Raw genomic sequence first — 17397 nt, forward strand, 5'->3', positions numbered from 1 at the left:
GGACAACAGGCCCGTCAGTATAAGTGACAATTGCCCGCAGCAAGAAATAAGGCGTGAAGTTCCAGTATTTTGCCGGTCATTTGCGAGGGATTCGCGGCGCTTTCGCGGCGGATGCCGACAGGTCTATTTCGGGTGGCGACGGTCGACGGCGCGCCAGCCGGGCATGGAGAAGGCATCGACGAGAAAATCGATGAGCGCGCGAACCTTGGCGCTCAGGTATTTGCGCGAGGGGTAGACGGCGTAGATGCCGGTCTCGCCCTGGGTGTACTCGGGCATGAACTCGACGAGGCGGCCGTCGCGCAGGGCGTCTTGCACGAGAAACGCCGGCTGCAAAATGATGCCCGCCCCGGCCATGGCGGCGGCCAGACAGGTATCGCCGTTATCGGCGATGAGTCGAGCGTGCGTGCGCACCGAAACCGGACCGTCGGGACCATCGAAGCGCCAGTCGCGCCGATGCAGGAAGTAGCTGTAGCCCACCGTCTCATGATGGGCGAGCTCGCTGGGGTGATGTGGTGTTCCGTGCTGGGCGAGATAGCCGGGCGAGGCGCACAGCACCATCCGGGTCCCCGCGAGCCGCCGATGCACCAGTGACGAATCGGGCAGGCGTGTGATTCGGATGGCCAGGTCGTAGCCTTCGTCGACAATGTCGACGAGTCGATCGCTCAGCGTGATATCGAGCGAGACCTGCGGATGGCGCGCGAGAAACGTCGGCCAGAGCGGCGCAAGATGCAGGACACCGAACGTATGTGGCGCGTTGATGCGCAGCGGCCCGGCAGGCAATCCGTCCTGTTCGCCGGCCATGGCATCAGCCTCATCGAGTTCCGCGAGGATCTCGCGGCAGCGTTCGACGTAACGCTGACCGGGTTCGGTGAGCGACAGGCGTCGCGTGGTGCGCTGAAGCAATCGCGTGCCCAGACGCGCTTCGAGATCGGCGACATAACGTGAGATGGCGGTCTTCGAGATGCCCAAGGTTGCGGCGGCCTTCACGAAGCTGCCCGACTCGACCACGGCGATAAAGCATTCGATCTCGCGCAGTTTGTTCATGCCGCTGTGTCGCTCCTCGGAAATGCGCCGCTCGACGCGCGATCGGGCAGGTTGTCGGACAAAAGCCGAGCCGCCAGTGCGGTGCCGGGGGCGCCGTCACCTCACTGCCAATGCCGCTATTGTGCCAGCGCGTTCACCTCGGCGAGCGACGGCGCGGCGCTGCCGAACGCGAAGGCGTCCATGCGCAGGGCACCGTACGTGGCGCCTGTGTCGAAGTGTGTCTGGCGAGCGGCGTTGTCCGCCGCGCCCAGCGCGATATAGAGCGGCAACAGGTGCTCGTCGCTCGGGTGGGCGCGCTCGGCGTGCGGCGCGCGGGCACGATAGTCGAACAGGGCGTCCAGATCCATCGCCGAGAGATGCTCGGTGAACCATTGGACGAACTCGGCCAGATAGGGGGCGTCGGCGCGGTCGTCCGACGGGGCGCGGAACACCTCGTGCAGATTGTGGGTGAAGCTGCCCGACGCGACGATGAGTACGCCTTCCTGAGCGAGCGGTGCGAGGTGCTGTCCGAGTCGATATTGGTACGCTGGAGACATATGACGTTGCAGCGACAACTGTGTAACCGGAACATCCGCGTCGGGATAGAGGTAGCGCAGCGGCACCCAGGCGCCGTGGTCGAGGCCCCATTGGTCGTCGGTGGTGGCGGACAGCCCCGCGTCTCGCAGCATTTGAACGGTGCGCTCGGCGAGCGCAGGCGCGCCTGCGGCCGGGTATTCCAATGCATACAGTTCGCGCGGGAAGCCGCCGAAGTCGTGGATCGTGCGCTGTTGTGCCAGACTGCCCACGCGCGGCGTCGGCGTCGACCAATGCGGCGAGATCACGAGGATCTCCCGCGGACGCGGCATCGCACGCCCCAACGCTGCCAATAATGGACCGGTGCGGCCCGGATCGACCGCGAGCAGCGGTGAGCCGTGGGAGACGAAGAGTGTAGGCAGGGCAGACATGGCAGTGACTCCGGCTAACCAACGCTAACAGAATCGGAACGCACGATCAGGCGGCGCGCGCACGACGGATTGCGCAGGCGCCGTCGCCAAGCAGCGACACGACCAGCAGCGCGACCAGCCAGAACGCCGGGAATTCCCAACCGCCCCCCTTGCTCGTGAAGACCCAGCCGTTATGGCCGTGGACCGATACGATGGTGCCGAGCATCAGCGCTGCCAGCGGCAGCGCCGCCCAGCGCGCGTAGAAGCCCGTGATCAGCATCAGGCCCCCGACGAACTCCAGCGCCATCGTGACATAGGCGAGCAACGGCGGCAGTCCCAGTGAGCCCATGAAGCCCACGAACCCGGGGATCGTGAAAACGAACACCTTGAGCGACAAATGGGCGAGGAAGAGGATACCCAGCGAGACGCGCAACAGCAGCGCGGCATAAGGGGCGGTTTTGGTGTCGATCATGACAGGCTCCGGTGACGGAATCGAGGTAGAGGATGGCTCGGCAATTCATGAAATTGCCGACTTACCGACGATTCTAGGGAGCGGGATCGTTTAGATAAACGAGCGTGTCAGGGATTGATTGTCCCTAAGGCGGGGACAATCAATCGTTGCTGCCATTTCGGGGGCCGTCGCCCGCAATCATGCCGACGCGATCATCCGGTCGAGCAATTCGATCCAATGCTGCACGGGGGCGTGAGCGCGGGCATGTTCGCCTTTGCCCGTGGCCTGCAAGTGGCAGATGCAACCGACGTTCGCCGACACGACCAGTTCGGGCGCAAGCGCGTCGAGCGCCTCCCACTTCGCATCACGCAATTGATGCGACAGGGCCGGCTGTGTGACCGAATAGGTGCCGGCCGAGCCGCAGCAAATGTGGCTGTCCTGCGGCAACACGACGTTCACGCCGACGCTGGCGAGCACCTTCTCCACCCCCCCTTTGAGTTGCTGGCCGTGTTGCAGCGTGCACGGAGGGTGGTAGGCGATCTTGCCCGTCTTGCGATTGGGCACACGTTGCTCGAGGATATCGAGGTTGTCGAGCAGCACTTCAGACAGATCGCGCGCGAGTTCGGAGACGCGCTGTGCTTTGCCTGCATATTGCGGATCGTGACGCAGCAGGTGGCCGTACTCCTTGATCGTCGCGCCGCAGCCCGATGCATTGATCACAATGGCCTGCGCACCCGCTTCGATCTCCGGCCACCAGGCGTCGATGTTGCGGCGCGCGTCGTCCAGGCCGTCGTCCTGATAGTTCAGATGCAGACGGATGGCGCCGCAACAACCCGCAGACGCCGGGCGCACCAGTTCGATGCCGAGCGCGTCGAGCACACGCGCGGTGGCCTTGTTGACGTTCGGCAGCATGGCCGGTTGAACACAACCTTCCAGCATCAGCATGCGGCGTGCGTGCCGGGCCTGCGGCCAACTGCCCGAGCGCTGACGATGGGGCACCTTCTCGCGCAACGCGCGCGGCAGCATCGAACGGAATTGCTGGCCGAGGCGCAGCGCGGGAGAGAACAGCGCGCGGTTGGGCAGCACGCGGGCGAGCGTCCACCGCACGACACGTTCGCTCACCGGCCGACAGACCTTCTCGTCCACGAGACGGCGGCCGATGTCGGCGAGCCGTCCGTATTGCACGCCCGACGGGCACGTTGTTTCGCAACTGCGGCAGGTCAGGCAGCGATCGAGGTGACGCTGCGTTTCACGCGTCACGTTCTGGCCCTCGACCATCTGCTTGATGAGATAGATGCGCCCGCGAGGCCCGTCGAGTTCGTCGCCCAGCAACTGATAGGTCGGACAGGTTGCGGTACAAAAGCCGCAATGCACACACTTGCGGAGAATGGCTTCGGCTTCGTCGCCATCCGGCGTGTTGCGGAGGAAGTCTGCGAGGTTCGTTTGCATCGTCGTCTTTAGCGGTACAGCCGATAGCGGTTGAAGATGCGGCTCGGGTCGAACGCTTGCTGCAGACGCTCGCCGATAGCGTGCAGCGCGGCCGGTTGCGGGGTAAATACGCCGGCCGACTTGTCGCCGTGGCGAAACAGCGTAGCATGCCCGCCCACCGCTGCGGCAATCGCTCGCACTTCGTCGGCGGCGCGCGGGGTTATCCACCAACGCTGCGCGCCTCCCCATTCGATCAGATGTTCGTCGCCGTGAACGAGCGGCGGCGTGGTCGGCGGCACCGCCAGACGCCACAGCGGCTGGCCGTCTCCCGCCAACGGGGCAGCCGCGAAGAATGGATGCGTCTGTTCGCGCAAGGCCTGCCAGTCGTTACGCGCTTCGATGACATCGACGTGCTCGCCGCCCATTGCGGCGCGGGCCGCGACGACGGCTGCCGCCGCGCCGCCGAGACGTACGCGCAGCATGCCGTCGTGCCAGGCCGAGCCCATGAGCGGTAGCGGCTGAGCGCCCCAGCGATTGAGTTGCTCGATAGCTTGCCCCTGCGGCAGTTCGAAATGCAGCGTGGCCTCGGACACGGCGCAAGGCAGGACCTTGATCGACAGCTCGAGCAATACGCCGAGTGTGCCGAGCGCGCCGGCAAGCACGCGAGAGACGTCGTAACCGGCGACGTTCTTCATCACCTGTCCGCCGAAATGCAGGACTTGACCCTGACCGTTCATCACCACGGCGCCGAGGATGAAGTCGCGCGGTGCGCCGACGTGCGGGCGTCGAGGCCCCGCCAGGCCGGCGGCAATGCAGCCACCGAGTGTGGCGCCGGGGCCGAAATGCGGCGGTTCGAAGGGCAGGATCTGACCGCGCTCGGCCAGCGCTGCTTCGATCTCCGCCAGGGGCGTACCTGCACGGGCGGTCATCACGAGCTCGGCCGGATCGTACGAGACGATGCCGCAATAGGGGCGCATGTCGAGCGGCTCGCCCACGGGCGTCTGGCCGTACCAGCGCTTGGTACCGCCGCCGTGGATGTCGAGCGGCGTGCCGGTGGCGGTGGCAGTGAGCACGCGCTCGCGAATCGTCGCGAGCGCGTGCGCCGCTGCTTGGGTGTGCGCGCCGTGCGACGCGGCGTGGGGGGCTGGCGACATCAGAACCTCGGCAAATCGGGATGGGGCAGCAGACCGCCGCGCACGTGCATCTTGCCGTACTCGGCGCAGCGCGCGCGTGTCGGAATGCCCTTGTCGGCGTTGAGCAGACCGGCGGGATCGAAGGCGCGCTTCACGGCAAAGAACGCATCGCGTTCCTCCGGTGAAAATTGCACGCACATTGCGTTGATCTTCTCGATCCCGACACCATGCTCGCCTGTCACTGTGCCGCCGAGTGCGACGCAGGTCTCGAGAATGTCGCTGCCGAACGCTTCGGCGCGGTGCCACTCGTCGAGATCGTTGCCGTTGAACAGGATCAGCGGGTGCATGTTGCCGTCGCCAGCGTGAAAGACGTTGATGCAACGCAGGCCGTACTGCACTTCCATCGCTTCGATACGCTTGAGCAACGTGCCGATGGTCCGTCGCGGAATGGTGCCGTCCATGCAGTAATAGTCAGGCGAGAGTCGGCCAGCGGCGGGGAAGGCATTCTTGCGGCCTGACCAAAAGCGCAGGCGCTCGGCCTCGGACGTCGATACCTGAATGCGCGTGGCCCCCGAAGCGCGCAGTACCGCCGAGACCCGGGCGATTTCTTCCGCCACTTCTTCGGGCGTGCCGTCGGACTCGCACAGCAGGATGGCCGCAGCGTCGAGGTCGTAGCCGGCGTGAACGAATGCCTCCACCGCTTGGGTGGCCGGCTTGTCCATCATCTCGAGCCCGGCGGGGATGATGCCCGCCGCGATAATCGCCGCGACGGCGTTGCCGCCGGCCTCTACGTCGTCGAAGCTCGCCATGACGACCTGCTGCACTTGCGGCTTGGGCACGAGCTTCACCGTGATTTCGGTCACGACGCAGAACGTTCCTTCGCTGCCGATGAAGACGGATAGCAGATCGAGGCCCGGCGCGTCGAGCGCGTGCGAGCCGAATTCCACGATCTCGCCGTCCATCGTCACGGCGCGCACACGCAGTACGTTGTGAACGGTAAGGCCGTACTTCAGGCAATGCACACCGCCGGAGTTCTCCGAGACGTTGCCGCCGATGGTGCAGGCGATCTGCGACGACGGGTCCGGTGCGTAGTACAAGCCATAAGGCGCGGCTGCTTCGGAGACGGCAAGATTGCGCACGCCGGGCTGCACGGTGGCAGTGCGGGCGTAAGCGTCGACTTCGAGAATGCGTTTGAATCTGGCGAGCGAGAGCACGATGCCGTCGGTGATCGGCATGGCGCCGCCGGACAGGCCGGTGCCGGCGCCACGCGGCACGACGGGGACGTTGTGAGCATGGCACGCCCGCAGAATCCGGCAGACCTGATCCTCGTCGGCGGGCAGCACCACAGCAAGCGGCAGCTTGCGATAGGCGGCCAGGCCGTCGCATTCATACGGTGTGATCTGCTCGCGCTCGGTGAGCCATTGGGCGTCGGGCGCGGCGGCACGCAGCGCCGCAAGGCGGCTCGCGCGCGTAACGTCGTCCAGTGTCGCGAACACTGGCTCGTCGGCGTTGACGGCAGGTATCGATGGCGTGGCCAGTGCCGACGAAGGCGACGCAGACGCCGCCATTGGGCGCTGCGGGCTCAACAGCGGGGAAGGGGGCGAAGCATTCGATGCCATCGGGCTTGCTCTCGGACAATCGTTGACGTGTAATGGCGGCTAAGGGATATTTGGTCTACTGGTAGACTGGTCGACCAGCTATCCAGTCGTTATCGTAAAGGGAATGATCCGATTTCGACTACAGGGTTAACCCTTTGTTTGATGCCGATTCTCTGGCGATTGGGGGCGCTCGGCGGTACGTCCGCCCTGAGTGAAGCGCCATCCTGTATCGTCATGTTTGTGATTCTTTTGTCGAGAGCCGAAGCCGACATGTCGTCCAACGAGTCGTCCCTGCCTATGTCTTCCCTTCCTGCCAGCGAATTTCCGGGCACCGTCGCGAGCTTTGCGCCGGTGACGCCACCGCCGCGTCTGCGTCTGTCCGACATGGTGTATGAACAACTGGAGACGATGGTCGTCGAAGGCCGGCTCGCGCCGGGCTCGGCGCTGCCGTCCGAGCGCGATCTGGCGCAACAGATGGGCGTGTCACGTCCATCCCTTCGCGAAGCATTGCTGCGGCTGGAGTCGCGTGGCCTGATCGTAGGCCGTGCGGGGGGCGGCTATCTGGTCGCCAACGCCAGCCAGCCGTTGCTTGCGGAACCGCTGTCGCAATTGATGTCACGGCACAGCAAGACCGTCGACGACGTTCTCGAGATGCGCGAAGTGCTCGAAGCCAAGGCGGTGGAATTGGCGGCCGAGCGCGCAACACCGCAGGACATCGCACGGCTGGCGCAGGCGCTCGAAGCGCTCGAGGCGGCTTTTGCCATGGGGCGCGATGGCCTCGATGGCGTAGGCGCCGCCCGGGGGCAGTCGCTGCTCACCCGTGTGCCCGAACTCGACGCCCATTTCCATCTGGCGCTCGCGGAAGCCACGCACAACCTCGTGCTGGTCCATCTCATGCACGCGATCTTCGAGCTGCTGCGCGGTTCGGTCGTCGACAACTATCGCGCGATTGTCGGGCACGGCGCCGATCTGGCCGAACTGATCGACCAGCATCGTCGCATCTTCAACGCCGTGGCCTCGCACGATGCCACCCTCGCGCAACGTTCGCTGCGCGAACACCTGACCTTCATTCGTCGCCACTCGGGCGACGCAGATCCGATCTGATTCGATGGTCTGGCTGACGGGAACCCCCCCGTCAGCGGGCAAATACGTTCCCTTAAAACGTCATCGTTTTCCCTGACGCTGCACCCAGCAGTGTGACCCCGCATGGAGGCTCGTTCCTCCTCATCCCGAGACGCAATACCTCGCAATGCCCTGATTTCCCTGCGTTTGCTGGTTATCGCACGCTTACCTCGACGCGTGCGAAACGCTCGGCCGATCGCGCAGCGCAAGCGATAGGGGGACGGTCTCGGGTTGACAGTGATCCGGTCATCGACTAATTTTGGAACCATAAAAATACTTAATTCGATATATTGAATCTTGTATATCAGATTCAAGGCGACGAATCGGTGGTGACAAGACCCGTGAATGAACCCGGGCAAGCGCCGAGTCGACGCGGTATTTACCGGAGACACCAATTGGGTAAGCACGCATTTCTTTTTGGGCAGTTTTCGTGCGACGGTTTATTCGTATGGACTGCCCTGTCGCATCCGCCGCGGGTGTCCGACTTTCCGGGTCGGGCGCTGCGGTGTTCCTCATCTCCCTGCTGCCAGTCTCGGGCAGGCGATCTGGCGATCACGCGTCCGCGAGGCGCGCCCGCCTGAGTGATGGGAAATGGCCTGCGATGTGATTCATGGGACGCCACCGTGATCCACTGACAGCGTAGTCCGTTTCTGCACTCGAATTGGTATGCCAGTCACCCTTCGGCAGCCGGCAACTTGCCGGCGCGGGCCCCAAAGCCCACGTCGCCGCGCCGAGGCGGGGGCCGGAAGTGTCCTTTGGCACTTCCGAGAGTCAGTCAGCCGGGGCTCAAGCCCTGCGAGCGCGCCGCCAGGCAGCGTTCCGCGATCAAGCGGCCAAGCATGAGCCGCATGTAACGCCAGGAGGCGTGCCGTATGCGCGATTCCCCCTCGTTGGGGCGCGAGACGGCACGCGATGACGGCGGGCACCGCAAAAATGAAGCGCGGACCGTCGCCAATCGTCTGACAGGATTAGGAGGCAAGTCATGCAAGCAACTGCGCAACCGGAGGAGAAGACCTCTTTTCTGGGGGGGCGCTGGTCACAACTGGTGATCGGCATCATTTGTATGGGCCTGGTGGCCAATCTGCAGTATTCGTGGACGTTGTTCGTCGAGCCGATGCAGGCCAAGCATCACTGGGGCGTCGCGGCCATTCAGGTGGCGTTCTCGATATTCATCGTGGTGGAAACGTGGCTCGTGCCGATCGAAGGCTGGCTGGTGGACCGCTTCGGGCCCCGTCCCGTGGTGGCGGCCGGCGCGGTCTGCGTGGGCGTGTCGTGGATCATGTATTCGTACGCTGAAACGCTCGCCGTGCTGTACACGGCGGCCGTCATCGCCGGTATCGGCGCGGGTTGCGTGTATGGCACCTGCGTGGGTAACGCCCTCAAGTGGTTCCCGGACAAGCGCGGTCTGGCAGCGGGCCTGACGGCTGCCGGCTTCGGCGCCGGTGCGGCAATCACCGTCATTCCGATCGCGAACATGATCCGTGGATCGGGGTACGAGGCAGCGTTCTTCAACTTCGGTATCGTGCAGGGGGCCGCGATCTTCATTCTCGCGCTGCTGCTGGTCAAGCCGCGCACCCCGAAGGGCGTTGTCGCCTCGCGCCGCACGCTTTCGACCAAGGTGGACTACACCTCGGGACAGATGATTCGCACGCCGGTGTTCTGGGTGATCTACGTTTGCTTCGTAGCGGTGGCCGCTGGTGGCCTGATGGCGACGGCGCAGATCGGGCCGATCGCGAAGGACTACGGTATTGCTTCGATGCCGATGACGCTGTTCGGCGCGACGCTGCCGCTGCTCACCATGACGCTGTCGATCGACAACCTGTGCAACGGCTTCACACGTCCGCTGTGCGGCTTCGTCTCGGACAAGATCGGTCGCGAGAACGCCATGTTCATCATCTTCCTCGGTGAGGGGCTGGCGATGCTGGGCCTGATGCACTTCGGTCAGAACCCGTACATGTTCGTGTTCTTCGCTGCGATGACCTTCCTGTGCTGGGGCGAAATCTTCTCGATCTTCCCGGCCCTGTGTGCAGACACGTTCGGTAGCAAGAACGCGGCATCCAACGCAGGCACGCTGTACACGGCCAAGGGGACGGCATCGTTGCTGGTACCGCTGGCGTCGGTGCTCGCGGTCGGTGGTCACTGGGACCGTGTATTCATTGCGGCTGCGGTGATCAGCATTGCGGCAGCGGTGGCGGCGAAATTCCTGCTCGCGCCGATGCGCCGTCGCTGGATCGAAAACGTGAACAACAACGTGCTCAATGCATCGACCCCGGTTGTCATGGGGGCGCCTGCAAGCGAATAAGCGCTGTTCTAGAGGTTGGCAGTAAGTGAGCGGGGTACCGGAGACGGTGCCCCGTTTTTGTTGGGATGCCCGCAGCGGTTTTGCGCGATCGGGGCAGGTGCGCGAATGTCGTTGACGACGCCGAAAACAAGAAAGCCTCGCCGATTGGCGAGGCTTTCTGCGTTTTGGCTCCTCGACCTGGGCTCGAACCAGGGACCTACGGATTAACAGTCCGGCGCTCTACCAACTGAGCTATCGAGGATCAAACTGGGATGTCACGCACCGCATGCCGCGATGCATCGACTAAAAACAAAAGCCCCGCGTGCGCGAGGCCGTCGCTTCGGTATTCTTGGCTCCCCGACCTGGGCTCGAACCAGGGACCTACGGATTAACAGTCCGGCGCTCTACCAACTGAGCTATCGGGGATCAAAAGAGAAAGCGATTATAGTGGCGGTCTTCGCGCACTGTCAACACTCGACGCGCATTTTTCTGCGCCGGGGCGCCACGCCCGCGCCCGTCCGCGAGGCTTAGCGCTCGAGCAGGTGCAGCTTCTCGGTGACGTCTTTCCACTGGTCCGCATCGGGCAGGGACGGCTTGGTCTTCGTGATGCTCGGCCAGTTGGGCGAGAGTTCCGCGTTCAGTGCAATGAAGGCTTGCTGATCGCCCGGCACGTCCTCTTCGGCATAAATGGCATTCACCGGGCACTCGGCCACGCAGACGGCGCAATCGATGCACTCGTCCGGATCGATGGACAGGAAGTTCGGGCCTTCGCGGAAGCAGTCCACAGGGCAAACGTCCACACAATCGGTGAATTTACATTTGATGCAGCTTTCGGTGACAACGTGCGTCATGCCAACTCCAGAGTAGGGCGCGAAACGGCTTCGAACGGCCGTTAAAACGCACATTGTAACGCAGCCCGTCACGGCAGGTGCGAGAGCCGAAGGGTGTCTGGGGCGTACGATTCCCGCGTTTCGCTTCGGGGGCGCATGTCATGCATGACGCCGCTTTGCGGTACGATGTTCGCTGTTCCCGTGCGCTGCCGAGGGCCCAAGTGGCCGATCGGCAGCGTTCGTTGCTTTTCTGGTGAGTGCTCTTCTCGAAGCCTGTGGTCATGATCATCACGTCGCTGCTCGATACCGACCTTTATAAGTTCACGATGATGCAGGTGGTACTGCATCATTTTCCTGCGGCGCAGGTCGAATACCGTTTCAAGTGCCGCACCGAAGGCGTCGACCTCACGCCTTATGTCGACGAGATTCGCGACGAGATCCGGCTCCTGTGCGGGCTGCGCTTTACCGAGTCCGAGCTGCGCTACCTCAGCGCAATGCGCTTCATCAAGAGCGACTTCATCGATTTTCTCGACCTGTTTCACCTGAACGAGAAGTACATCACGGTGCAGCCGTCGCCGAAGGCCAACGGCGAGATCGATATCACCATTCGTGGGCCATGGCTGCATACGATTCTCTTCGAGATCCCGGTACTCGCGATCGTCAATGAAGTGTATTTCCGCAATACGCAGCGCACGCCGGCGTATGAGGAAGGCCGCCAGCGGCTCAAGGACAAGATCTGCATGCTTGCCGGGCGCGTCGATTATCGCGACTGCAAGATCGCCGATTACGGCACGCGTCGCCGCTTCTCGAAGGAATGGCACGAAGAAGTGATTCTCACGCTGCGCGACAAACTGGGCGAGCAGTTCGCGGGCACGAGCAACGTCTACTATGCGTTGAAGCTCGGCCTCACGCCGCTTGGCACGATGGCGCACGAGTATCTTCAGGCGTGTCAGGCGCTCGGGCCTCGACTGCGCGACTCGCAGATCTTCGGCTTCGAGACGTGGGCGAAGGAGTATCGCGGCGACCTGGGCATCGCGCTCTCGGACGTCTACGGCATGTCCGCGTTCCTGCGCGACTTCGATATGTATTTCTGCAAGCTTTTCGACGGCGCACGACATGATTCCGGCGATCCGTTCGCCTGGGGCGAGCGCCTGTTGGCGCATTACGCGCAGAACCGCGTCGACGCGCATACCAAGACGATGATCTTCTCGGACGGACTCGATATTCCGAAAGTCATTCAGCTTTTCGAGCGTTTCCGCGACCGCTGCAAGCTGGCCTTCGGTGTCGGCACGAACCTCACCAACGACCTGGGCTATCAACCGCTGCAGATCGTCATCAAGATGGTGCGCTGCAATGGCCAGCCGGTAGCGAAGCTGTCGGATTCGCCGGGCAAGAATATGTGCGACGACCACGCGTATCTGGCCTATTTGCGTCAGGTGTTCGACATCGCGCCGGCGCTGACGGCCGACACCTGACGATTCGCGCGTGCAGCGTTGTCCGAGCGCCAGTGCAGATCCTTCCGATAGTGTGCGAACCTGCACCGCGTCCGCAGGGGCAGCCGCTATAATTGCGCATCGCCCGCCGGACTTGCGGACTTGTTCCGGCGGCCTATCGAGACACGATAAGCGACGACACCGGCCGTAGACCGGCACGTCGGTTTCACAGGACAGCCCATGGATACCTCCGACGCCCGCAATCGCATCTTTGCCCGCATTCGCAACGCGCAGCATCGTCCCGATGTTGCGCGCGCGAACGAGCAGGCGGCGGCTGAAGATTATCTGGCGCGGCATCCGCAGGGACCGCGTCCGGCACTGTCGTCCGATCTCATCGCCACGTTCATCGGCAAGGCCCAGGCACTCTCGACCACGATCGCGCGCGTGCCCGGAATGACCGACGTGCCGTCCGCTGCCGCGACATACCTGCAGGCCAACGGCCTCCCCACCCAGGCGGTGGCGTGGCCGACGTTGCGCGATCTCGACTGGAATGGGGCGGGGTGCCGCGTGGAATTCCGCAAGCCGAACGGCGACGATCTGGTGGGCATCACCGGCTGCTTTTGCGCCATCGCGGAGACCGGGGCGCTGATGATGATGTCGGGGCCTGACACATTTGCGTCGGCCACCCTGTTGCCCGAGACGCACATCGCCGTAGTGGCCGCGTCGCGCATCGTCGCAGGCCACGAAGATGGCTTTGCGCTGATGCGTAGCGAGCGCGGTCAACTCTCGCGCGCGACCAACTTCATTGCCGGGCCTTCGCGTACCGCGGATATCGAGCAAACGCTGGTGCTGGGTGCGCATGGTCCCTATCGCGTTCACCTCATCATTGTCGACGGCATCTGAAGCGCGACCCATTCGCGACGGCCGGTGCGTGCCAGCGATGGCGAGCCAAAACGGAAAGACTTCAGTCGCCAACGCGGTTTCGATTCGCGATGGTGGGATTTCTTTCGAGAAACGACAGCGGTCTTCGGTATTCGGCCTGTCGGTCGGCGCGCAATCTTGGTTTGAGATATATCCCAAGCTTGTGCCGTTTTGGGCACTCTGCCATCGACGGTGACTCGTAGGTAATCGACTATCCATCAACAGGAACCAGAAACAATGCACAAGGGGATTTTGAGCGCATTGGCTGCGGCAGGGCTGGCATTGGCAAGCCCTGCGGCATTCGCTGCCGGACCGGACGGCGCACAACTCGTCGCCTGGTGGGGCATGCCGTTTGCGGGGCTGCTGCTCTCGATCGCGCTTGGGCCGCTGCTGGCGCCCGCGTTCTGGCATCACCATTTCGGCAAGATCACGGCCTTCTGGGGGGCGGCGTTTCTGATACCGTTCGCGCTCGTGTTCGGCGTAGGGGCAGCGTGGTACGGCGCGGTGCATGCCGTTGTCGCGGAGTACATCCCGTTTGTCGTTTTGCTCACAGCGCTGTTCACCACTGCCGGGGGCATTTGCGTGCACGGCAGCCTGCGCGGCGGCCCCTGGCTCAATACCGGGTTGCTGGCGCTGGGCACGGTGCTGGCAAGCATCATGGGGACGACGGGCGCGGCAATGTTGCTGATCCGTCCGCTCATCAGCGCGAACGACAATCGTAAGCACAACGTGCATGTTGTCGTGTTCTTCATCTTCCTGGTGGCGAACGCCGGGGGCTCGCTAACGCCGCTGGGCGATCCGCCGCTCTTCCTCGGTTTCCTGCAGGGCGTCGATTTCTTCTGGACGACCGCGCACCTCTGGCCCGAGACGCTGTTCATTTGCACCGTGCTGCTGGTGTTGTTCTTCCTGATCGATTCCTACTACTTCCGTCAGCAGGGGGAGTGTCGGGCCGAGCCACTGGATCCAACGCCGTATTCCGTGCCGCTGCGACTCGAAGGCAAGCGCAACTTCGTGCTGCTCGCCGCTGCCGTGGGGCTCGTGCTGATGAGTGGGGTCTGGAAACCAGGCGTCGAGTTCGATGTTTTCGGTACGCCTGTCGCCCTGCAAAATTTCGCGCGCGACGTCGGGCTGATTGTCGTGACGCTGATATCGCTCGCGATCACGCCGCGCACGGCGCGTGAGGGCAACGGTTTCAACTGGGAGCCGATGAAGGAGGTTGGCAAGCTGTTCGCGGGCATCTTCCTGACGATCATTCCGGTCGTTGCCATACTGCGTGCGGGCGAAGCCGGGGCGCTTGGCTGGGTGATCCGTCTGGTGACGGGGCCGGGGGGGACGCCGGACAACGTCATGTATTTCTGGGCGACGGGGTTGCTATCGTCATTCCTCGATAATGCACCGACATATCTGGTGTTCTTCAATACGGCCGGCGGCGACGCGGCAACGCTGATGACCACCGGGGCCGCGACGCTCGCGGCGATCTCGGCTGGCGCGGTCTTCATGGGCGCGAACACCTACATCGGAAATGCGCCGAACTTCATGGTGAAAGCCATCGCGGAGCAACGCGGTATTCGCATGCCGAGCTTCTTTGGCTATATGCTGTGGTCGGGTGCGATTCTGCTGCCGCTGTTCGTGGTGACGACCCTGATATTCTTCTGAGCCGCGACGTTGCCACGCGGCCAACCTCTGCGAGACAACTGGTGAAACCGAAGATCCTGGTGGCCCGGGCCATTTTCCCCGACGTGATCGAGCGTCTGACGCAGTATTTCGATGTCGAGCGCAACGACGCCGATACGGTGTATTCGAGCGACGAATTGCGCGCGCGTCTGGCCGACAAGGTTGGGGCGATGACAACGGCGAGCGAGCGCATCGATGCGTCGGTGCTCGCCGGTGCGCCGCATCTGCGTGTGGTGGCCAATATGGCCGTGGGCTACAACAACTTCGATATCGACGCGATGACCGCCGCCGGCGTCATGGCGACGAATACGCCCGACGTACTCAACGAGACGACTGCCGACTTCGGCTGGGCCTTGTTGATGGCGACGGCGCGTCGCGTGACCGAGTCCGAGCGTTGGTTGCGCGAAGGGCATTGGGATAAGTGGGCCTACGACATGTTCCTTGGTGCCGATGTGCACGGCAGCACGCTGGGGATCATTGGCATGGGGCGTATCGGACAAGCGATTGCGCGCCGTGCGATGGGCTTCAACATGCGCGTCGTGTATCACAATCGTTCGCGTTTGGATGCGGCAGCTGAAGCCGCATGCAAGGCGAGTTACCTGGACAAGGACACGCTGCTGCGAACGGCGGATCACGTCATTCTCGTGCTGCCTTATTCCGCTGCAACGCATCACACGATCGGTGCCGGGGAATTGGCCGTGATGAAGCCGACGGCAACGCTGGTCAATCTGGCGCGCGGCGGCATTGTCGACGATGCCGCGCTCGCTGCCGCACTGGCCAGTGGAAAGATTGCAGCCGCAGGCCTCGACGTCTTCGAGGGCGAACCGAAGGTGCATCCCGATTTGCTCAAGGTGTCGAATGTCGTGCTTACGCCGCATATCGCAAGCGCATCGGTGGCGACGCGTCGTGGCATGGCCAGTCTTGCCGCCGACAATCTGATTGCCGCATTGGGATTCGGCGCGGCAGCGGGCAAGCCGCCCTGTCTGCTGAATCCCGCTTCGCGCAAGGCGTAGCAGCACAAGGCAGGTTCACAGGAAGCTGGATCGGGACAGCAGAATCACGAAGCGTCAACGGGAGTCGCAACGCGATGGTCGAGAGGGTGTTGGTGGCGCTGGCAGCGCTGAATCTGTTGGTGATGATCGTGATCGTGGTGAAGGTGTGGCAGCGCGGCGACGCGTCGTTGCGCGCAACGCTGGTCGACGCGCTCACCCACGTACGGGACGACTTGCTCCACGCTGCCGATCGAAGCGAGCGCGGGCTGCGTCAGGAGTTCGCGGAAACCGCGCGGGCCGGCCGTGGCGAACAGAGCGCGCAAATGGCGCAGTTCCAGCAGACGCTGGCGGCGCAGATGACGAGTGTGGCCACCGTGCAGAACAATCAGATCGATGGCTTTGCACAACAACTGGCGAAGCTCACCGAGACGAACGCTGCACAGCTCGAAGCCGTGCGTCAGAGTCTCGTGCTCAACGGGCAGCAGATGCGCGAAGAGCAGGCATCGACGCTGCGTCGTTTCGGCGACGCCCAGCACCAACAACTCTCGCAACTGGCCGAGGGCAATGAGCGCCGGCTGGCCGAAGTGCGCGCCACGCTCGAACAGAAGCTCAAGGACATCGAAGTCAACAACGCGACGAAGCTCGAAGAGATGCGCCGCACGGTCGACGAAAAACTGCATGCCACGCTTGAACAGCGACTCGGCGAGTCGTTCAAGTTGGTGTCCGACCGTCTGGAGCAGGTGCATCGCGGCCTGGGCGAGATGCAGACGCTCGCCGCCGGTGTGGGCGATCTCAAGCGCGTGCTGACCAATGTGAAGACGCGAGGCATCTGGGGCGAAGTGCAATTGCAGGCGTTGCTCGAACAATTGCTGACGCCCGAGCAGTTCGCCAAGAACGTCGCGACCAAGCCGGGCAGCGCCGAACGGGTGGAGTTCGCGATTGTGCTGCCGGGACAGACCGGCGACATCAACAAGCCGGTTTGGCTGCCCATCGACGCCAAGTTCCCGCGCGAAGATTACGAACGTTTGCTCGACGCGCAGGAGCGGGCCGATCCGACGGCGGTAGAGGAGGCGTCGAAGGCGTTGGAGACACGTATTCGCCTGGAGGCCAAGACCATCGCGGACAAGTATCTCGCGCCGCCGCATACGACCGACTTCGCGCTACTGTTCCTGCCAACGGAAGGGCTTTACGCCGAAGTGTTGCGACGTCCCGGGCTCTCGGATTTGCTGCAGCGCGAGTATCGTGTGACGGTGGCTGGCCCGACAACGCTGACCGCATTGCTCAACAGCCTGCAAATGGGCTTTCGCACGCTCGCCATCGAACGCCGCTCCAGCGAAGTCTGGCAGGTGCTCGGTGCAGTGAAGACGGAGTTCATGAAGTTCGGCGATGTGCTCGCCAAGACCAAATCGCAACTGGAGACGGTGACGCGTTCGATCGACAAGGCCGAAGTCCGCACCCGGGCGATGGCGCGCCAACTCAAGGCGGTTGAAGCGCTGCCCGGTGAGCAGGCCATCGAACTGCTCGGCGTGGAGACGGATACCGACGACGAGGCGTAGGCCTACTAGGC

Annotated in this window: 14 protein-coding genes and 2 tRNA genes; 7 read left to right on the forward strand and 9 right to left on the reverse strand. The window is 63.4% G+C overall.

Annotation, left to right across the window (positions count from 1 at the left end; all coding sequences use genetic code 11):
* Nucleotides 1-123 precede the first annotated feature (123 nt).
* From ACE3UG_RS15470 to ACE3UG_RS15495, 6 genes are all read right to left on the reverse strand, one after another.
* Nucleotides 124-1044: a LysR substrate-binding domain-containing protein gene (locus tag ACE3UG_RS15470; RefSeq protein ID WP_374625390.1), complete on the reverse strand. Its 921-nt coding sequence runs from the start codon at nucleotides 1042-1044 to the stop codon at nucleotides 124-126.
* Between the two features lie 116 nt (nucleotides 1045-1160).
* Nucleotides 1161-1988, reverse strand: a complete 828-nt coding sequence (locus ACE3UG_RS15475) for a dioxygenase (protein WP_374625392.1) — start codon at nucleotides 1986-1988, stop codon at nucleotides 1161-1163.
* Nucleotides 1989-2034: 46 nt separating this feature from the next.
* Complete coding sequence (locus tag ACE3UG_RS15480; RefSeq protein WP_374625394.1) at nucleotides 2035-2439, reverse strand: DoxX family protein; 405 nt, start codon at nucleotides 2437-2439, stop codon at nucleotides 2035-2037.
* Nucleotides 2440-2616: 177 nt separating this feature from the next.
* Nucleotides 2617-3867 (reverse strand): glycolate oxidase subunit GlcF, encoded by a 1251-nt coding sequence (gene glcF / locus ACE3UG_RS15485; protein ID WP_374625396.1) that lies wholly within the window; start codon nucleotides 3865-3867, stop codon nucleotides 2617-2619.
* An 8-nt stretch (nucleotides 3868-3875) separates the two neighbouring features.
* Nucleotides 3876-5000: a glycolate oxidase subunit GlcE gene (gene glcE / locus ACE3UG_RS15490; RefSeq protein WP_374625398.1), complete on the reverse strand. Its 1125-nt coding sequence runs from the start codon at nucleotides 4998-5000 to the stop codon at nucleotides 3876-3878.
* Nucleotides 5000-6547: an FAD-linked oxidase C-terminal domain-containing protein gene (locus ACE3UG_RS15495; protein ID WP_374625495.1), complete on the reverse strand. Its 1548-nt coding sequence runs from the start codon at nucleotides 6545-6547 to the stop codon at nucleotides 5000-5002. The genes glcE and ACE3UG_RS15495 overlap by 1 nt, the downstream gene beginning before the upstream one ends.
* A 327-nt stretch (nucleotides 6548-6874) precedes the next feature.
* Between ACE3UG_RS15495 and ACE3UG_RS15500 the strand changes: the two genes are divergently transcribed.
* Both ACE3UG_RS15500 and oxlT read left to right on the forward strand, forming a co-directional pair.
* Nucleotides 6875-7681 carry a FadR/GntR family transcriptional regulator gene (locus ACE3UG_RS15500; RefSeq protein ID WP_374625400.1) on the forward strand — a complete coding sequence of 269 codons (807 nt, stop codon included), beginning with the start codon at nucleotides 6875-6877 and terminating at the stop codon, nucleotides 7679-7681.
* Between the two features lie 1000 nt (nucleotides 7682-8681).
* On the forward strand, nucleotides 8682-10001 hold the full coding sequence (gene oxlT, locus ACE3UG_RS15505) for an oxalate/formate MFS antiporter (protein WP_374625402.1): 1320 nt from the start codon (nucleotides 8682-8684) through the stop codon (nucleotides 9999-10001).
* A gap of 165 nt (nucleotides 10002-10166) precedes the next feature.
* On the opposite strand, the gene ACE3UG_RS15510 is transcribed toward oxlT, so the two are convergent.
* The 3 genes from ACE3UG_RS15510 to fdxA all read right to left on the reverse strand — a co-directional run bounded on the left by ACE3UG_RS15510 (nucleotide 10167) and on the right by fdxA (nucleotide 10831).
* Nucleotides 10167-10242 (reverse strand) — tRNA-Asn (locus ACE3UG_RS15510).
* Nucleotides 10243-10330: 88 nt separating this feature from the next.
* Nucleotides 10331-10406, reverse strand: a tRNA-Asn gene (locus ACE3UG_RS15515).
* A 101-nt stretch (nucleotides 10407-10507) separates the two neighbouring features.
* Nucleotides 10508-10831, reverse strand: a complete 324-nt coding sequence (fdxA, locus tag ACE3UG_RS15520; protein ID WP_150587742.1) for a ferredoxin FdxA — start codon at nucleotides 10829-10831, stop codon at nucleotides 10508-10510.
* Nucleotides 10832-11091: 260 nt separating this feature from the next.
* Here fdxA and pncB point away from each other — a divergent pair, with 260 nt between their 5' ends.
* The 5 genes from pncB to ACE3UG_RS15545 all read left to right on the forward strand — a co-directional run bounded on the left by pncB (nucleotide 11092) and on the right by ACE3UG_RS15545 (nucleotide 17386).
* On the forward strand, nucleotides 11092-12285 hold the full coding sequence (pncB, locus tag ACE3UG_RS15525) for a nicotinate phosphoribosyltransferase (protein ID WP_374625405.1): 1194 nt from the start codon (nucleotides 11092-11094) through the stop codon (nucleotides 12283-12285).
* 198 nt (nucleotides 12286-12483) lie between these two features.
* Nucleotides 12484-13146: a lactate utilization protein C gene (locus tag ACE3UG_RS15530; RefSeq protein WP_374625407.1), complete on the forward strand. Its 663-nt coding sequence runs from the start codon at nucleotides 12484-12486 to the stop codon at nucleotides 13144-13146.
* Between the two features lie 255 nt (nucleotides 13147-13401).
* A complete protein-coding gene (locus tag ACE3UG_RS15535) occupies nucleotides 13402-14820 on the forward strand; it encodes a sodium:proton antiporter (RefSeq protein WP_374625409.1) in 1419 nt (472 codons plus the stop codon).
* A 38-nt stretch (nucleotides 14821-14858) separates the two neighbouring features.
* Nucleotides 14859-15851, forward strand: coding sequence for a 2-hydroxyacid dehydrogenase (locus tag ACE3UG_RS15540; RefSeq protein WP_374625497.1), 993 nt, complete (start codon nucleotides 14859-14861; stop codon nucleotides 15849-15851).
* Nucleotides 15852-15925: 74 nt separating this feature from the next.
* Entirely contained in the window at nucleotides 15926-17386 is a 1461-nt protein-coding gene (locus tag ACE3UG_RS15545) for a DNA recombination protein RmuC (RefSeq protein ID WP_374625411.1), read from the forward strand.
* The last annotated feature ends 11 nt before the right edge of the window (nucleotides 17387-17397 follow it).

This window comes from Pandoraea sp., from assembly GCF_041919235.1.
Lineage (GTDB): Bacteria > Pseudomonadota > Gammaproteobacteria > Burkholderiales > Burkholderiaceae > Pandoraea.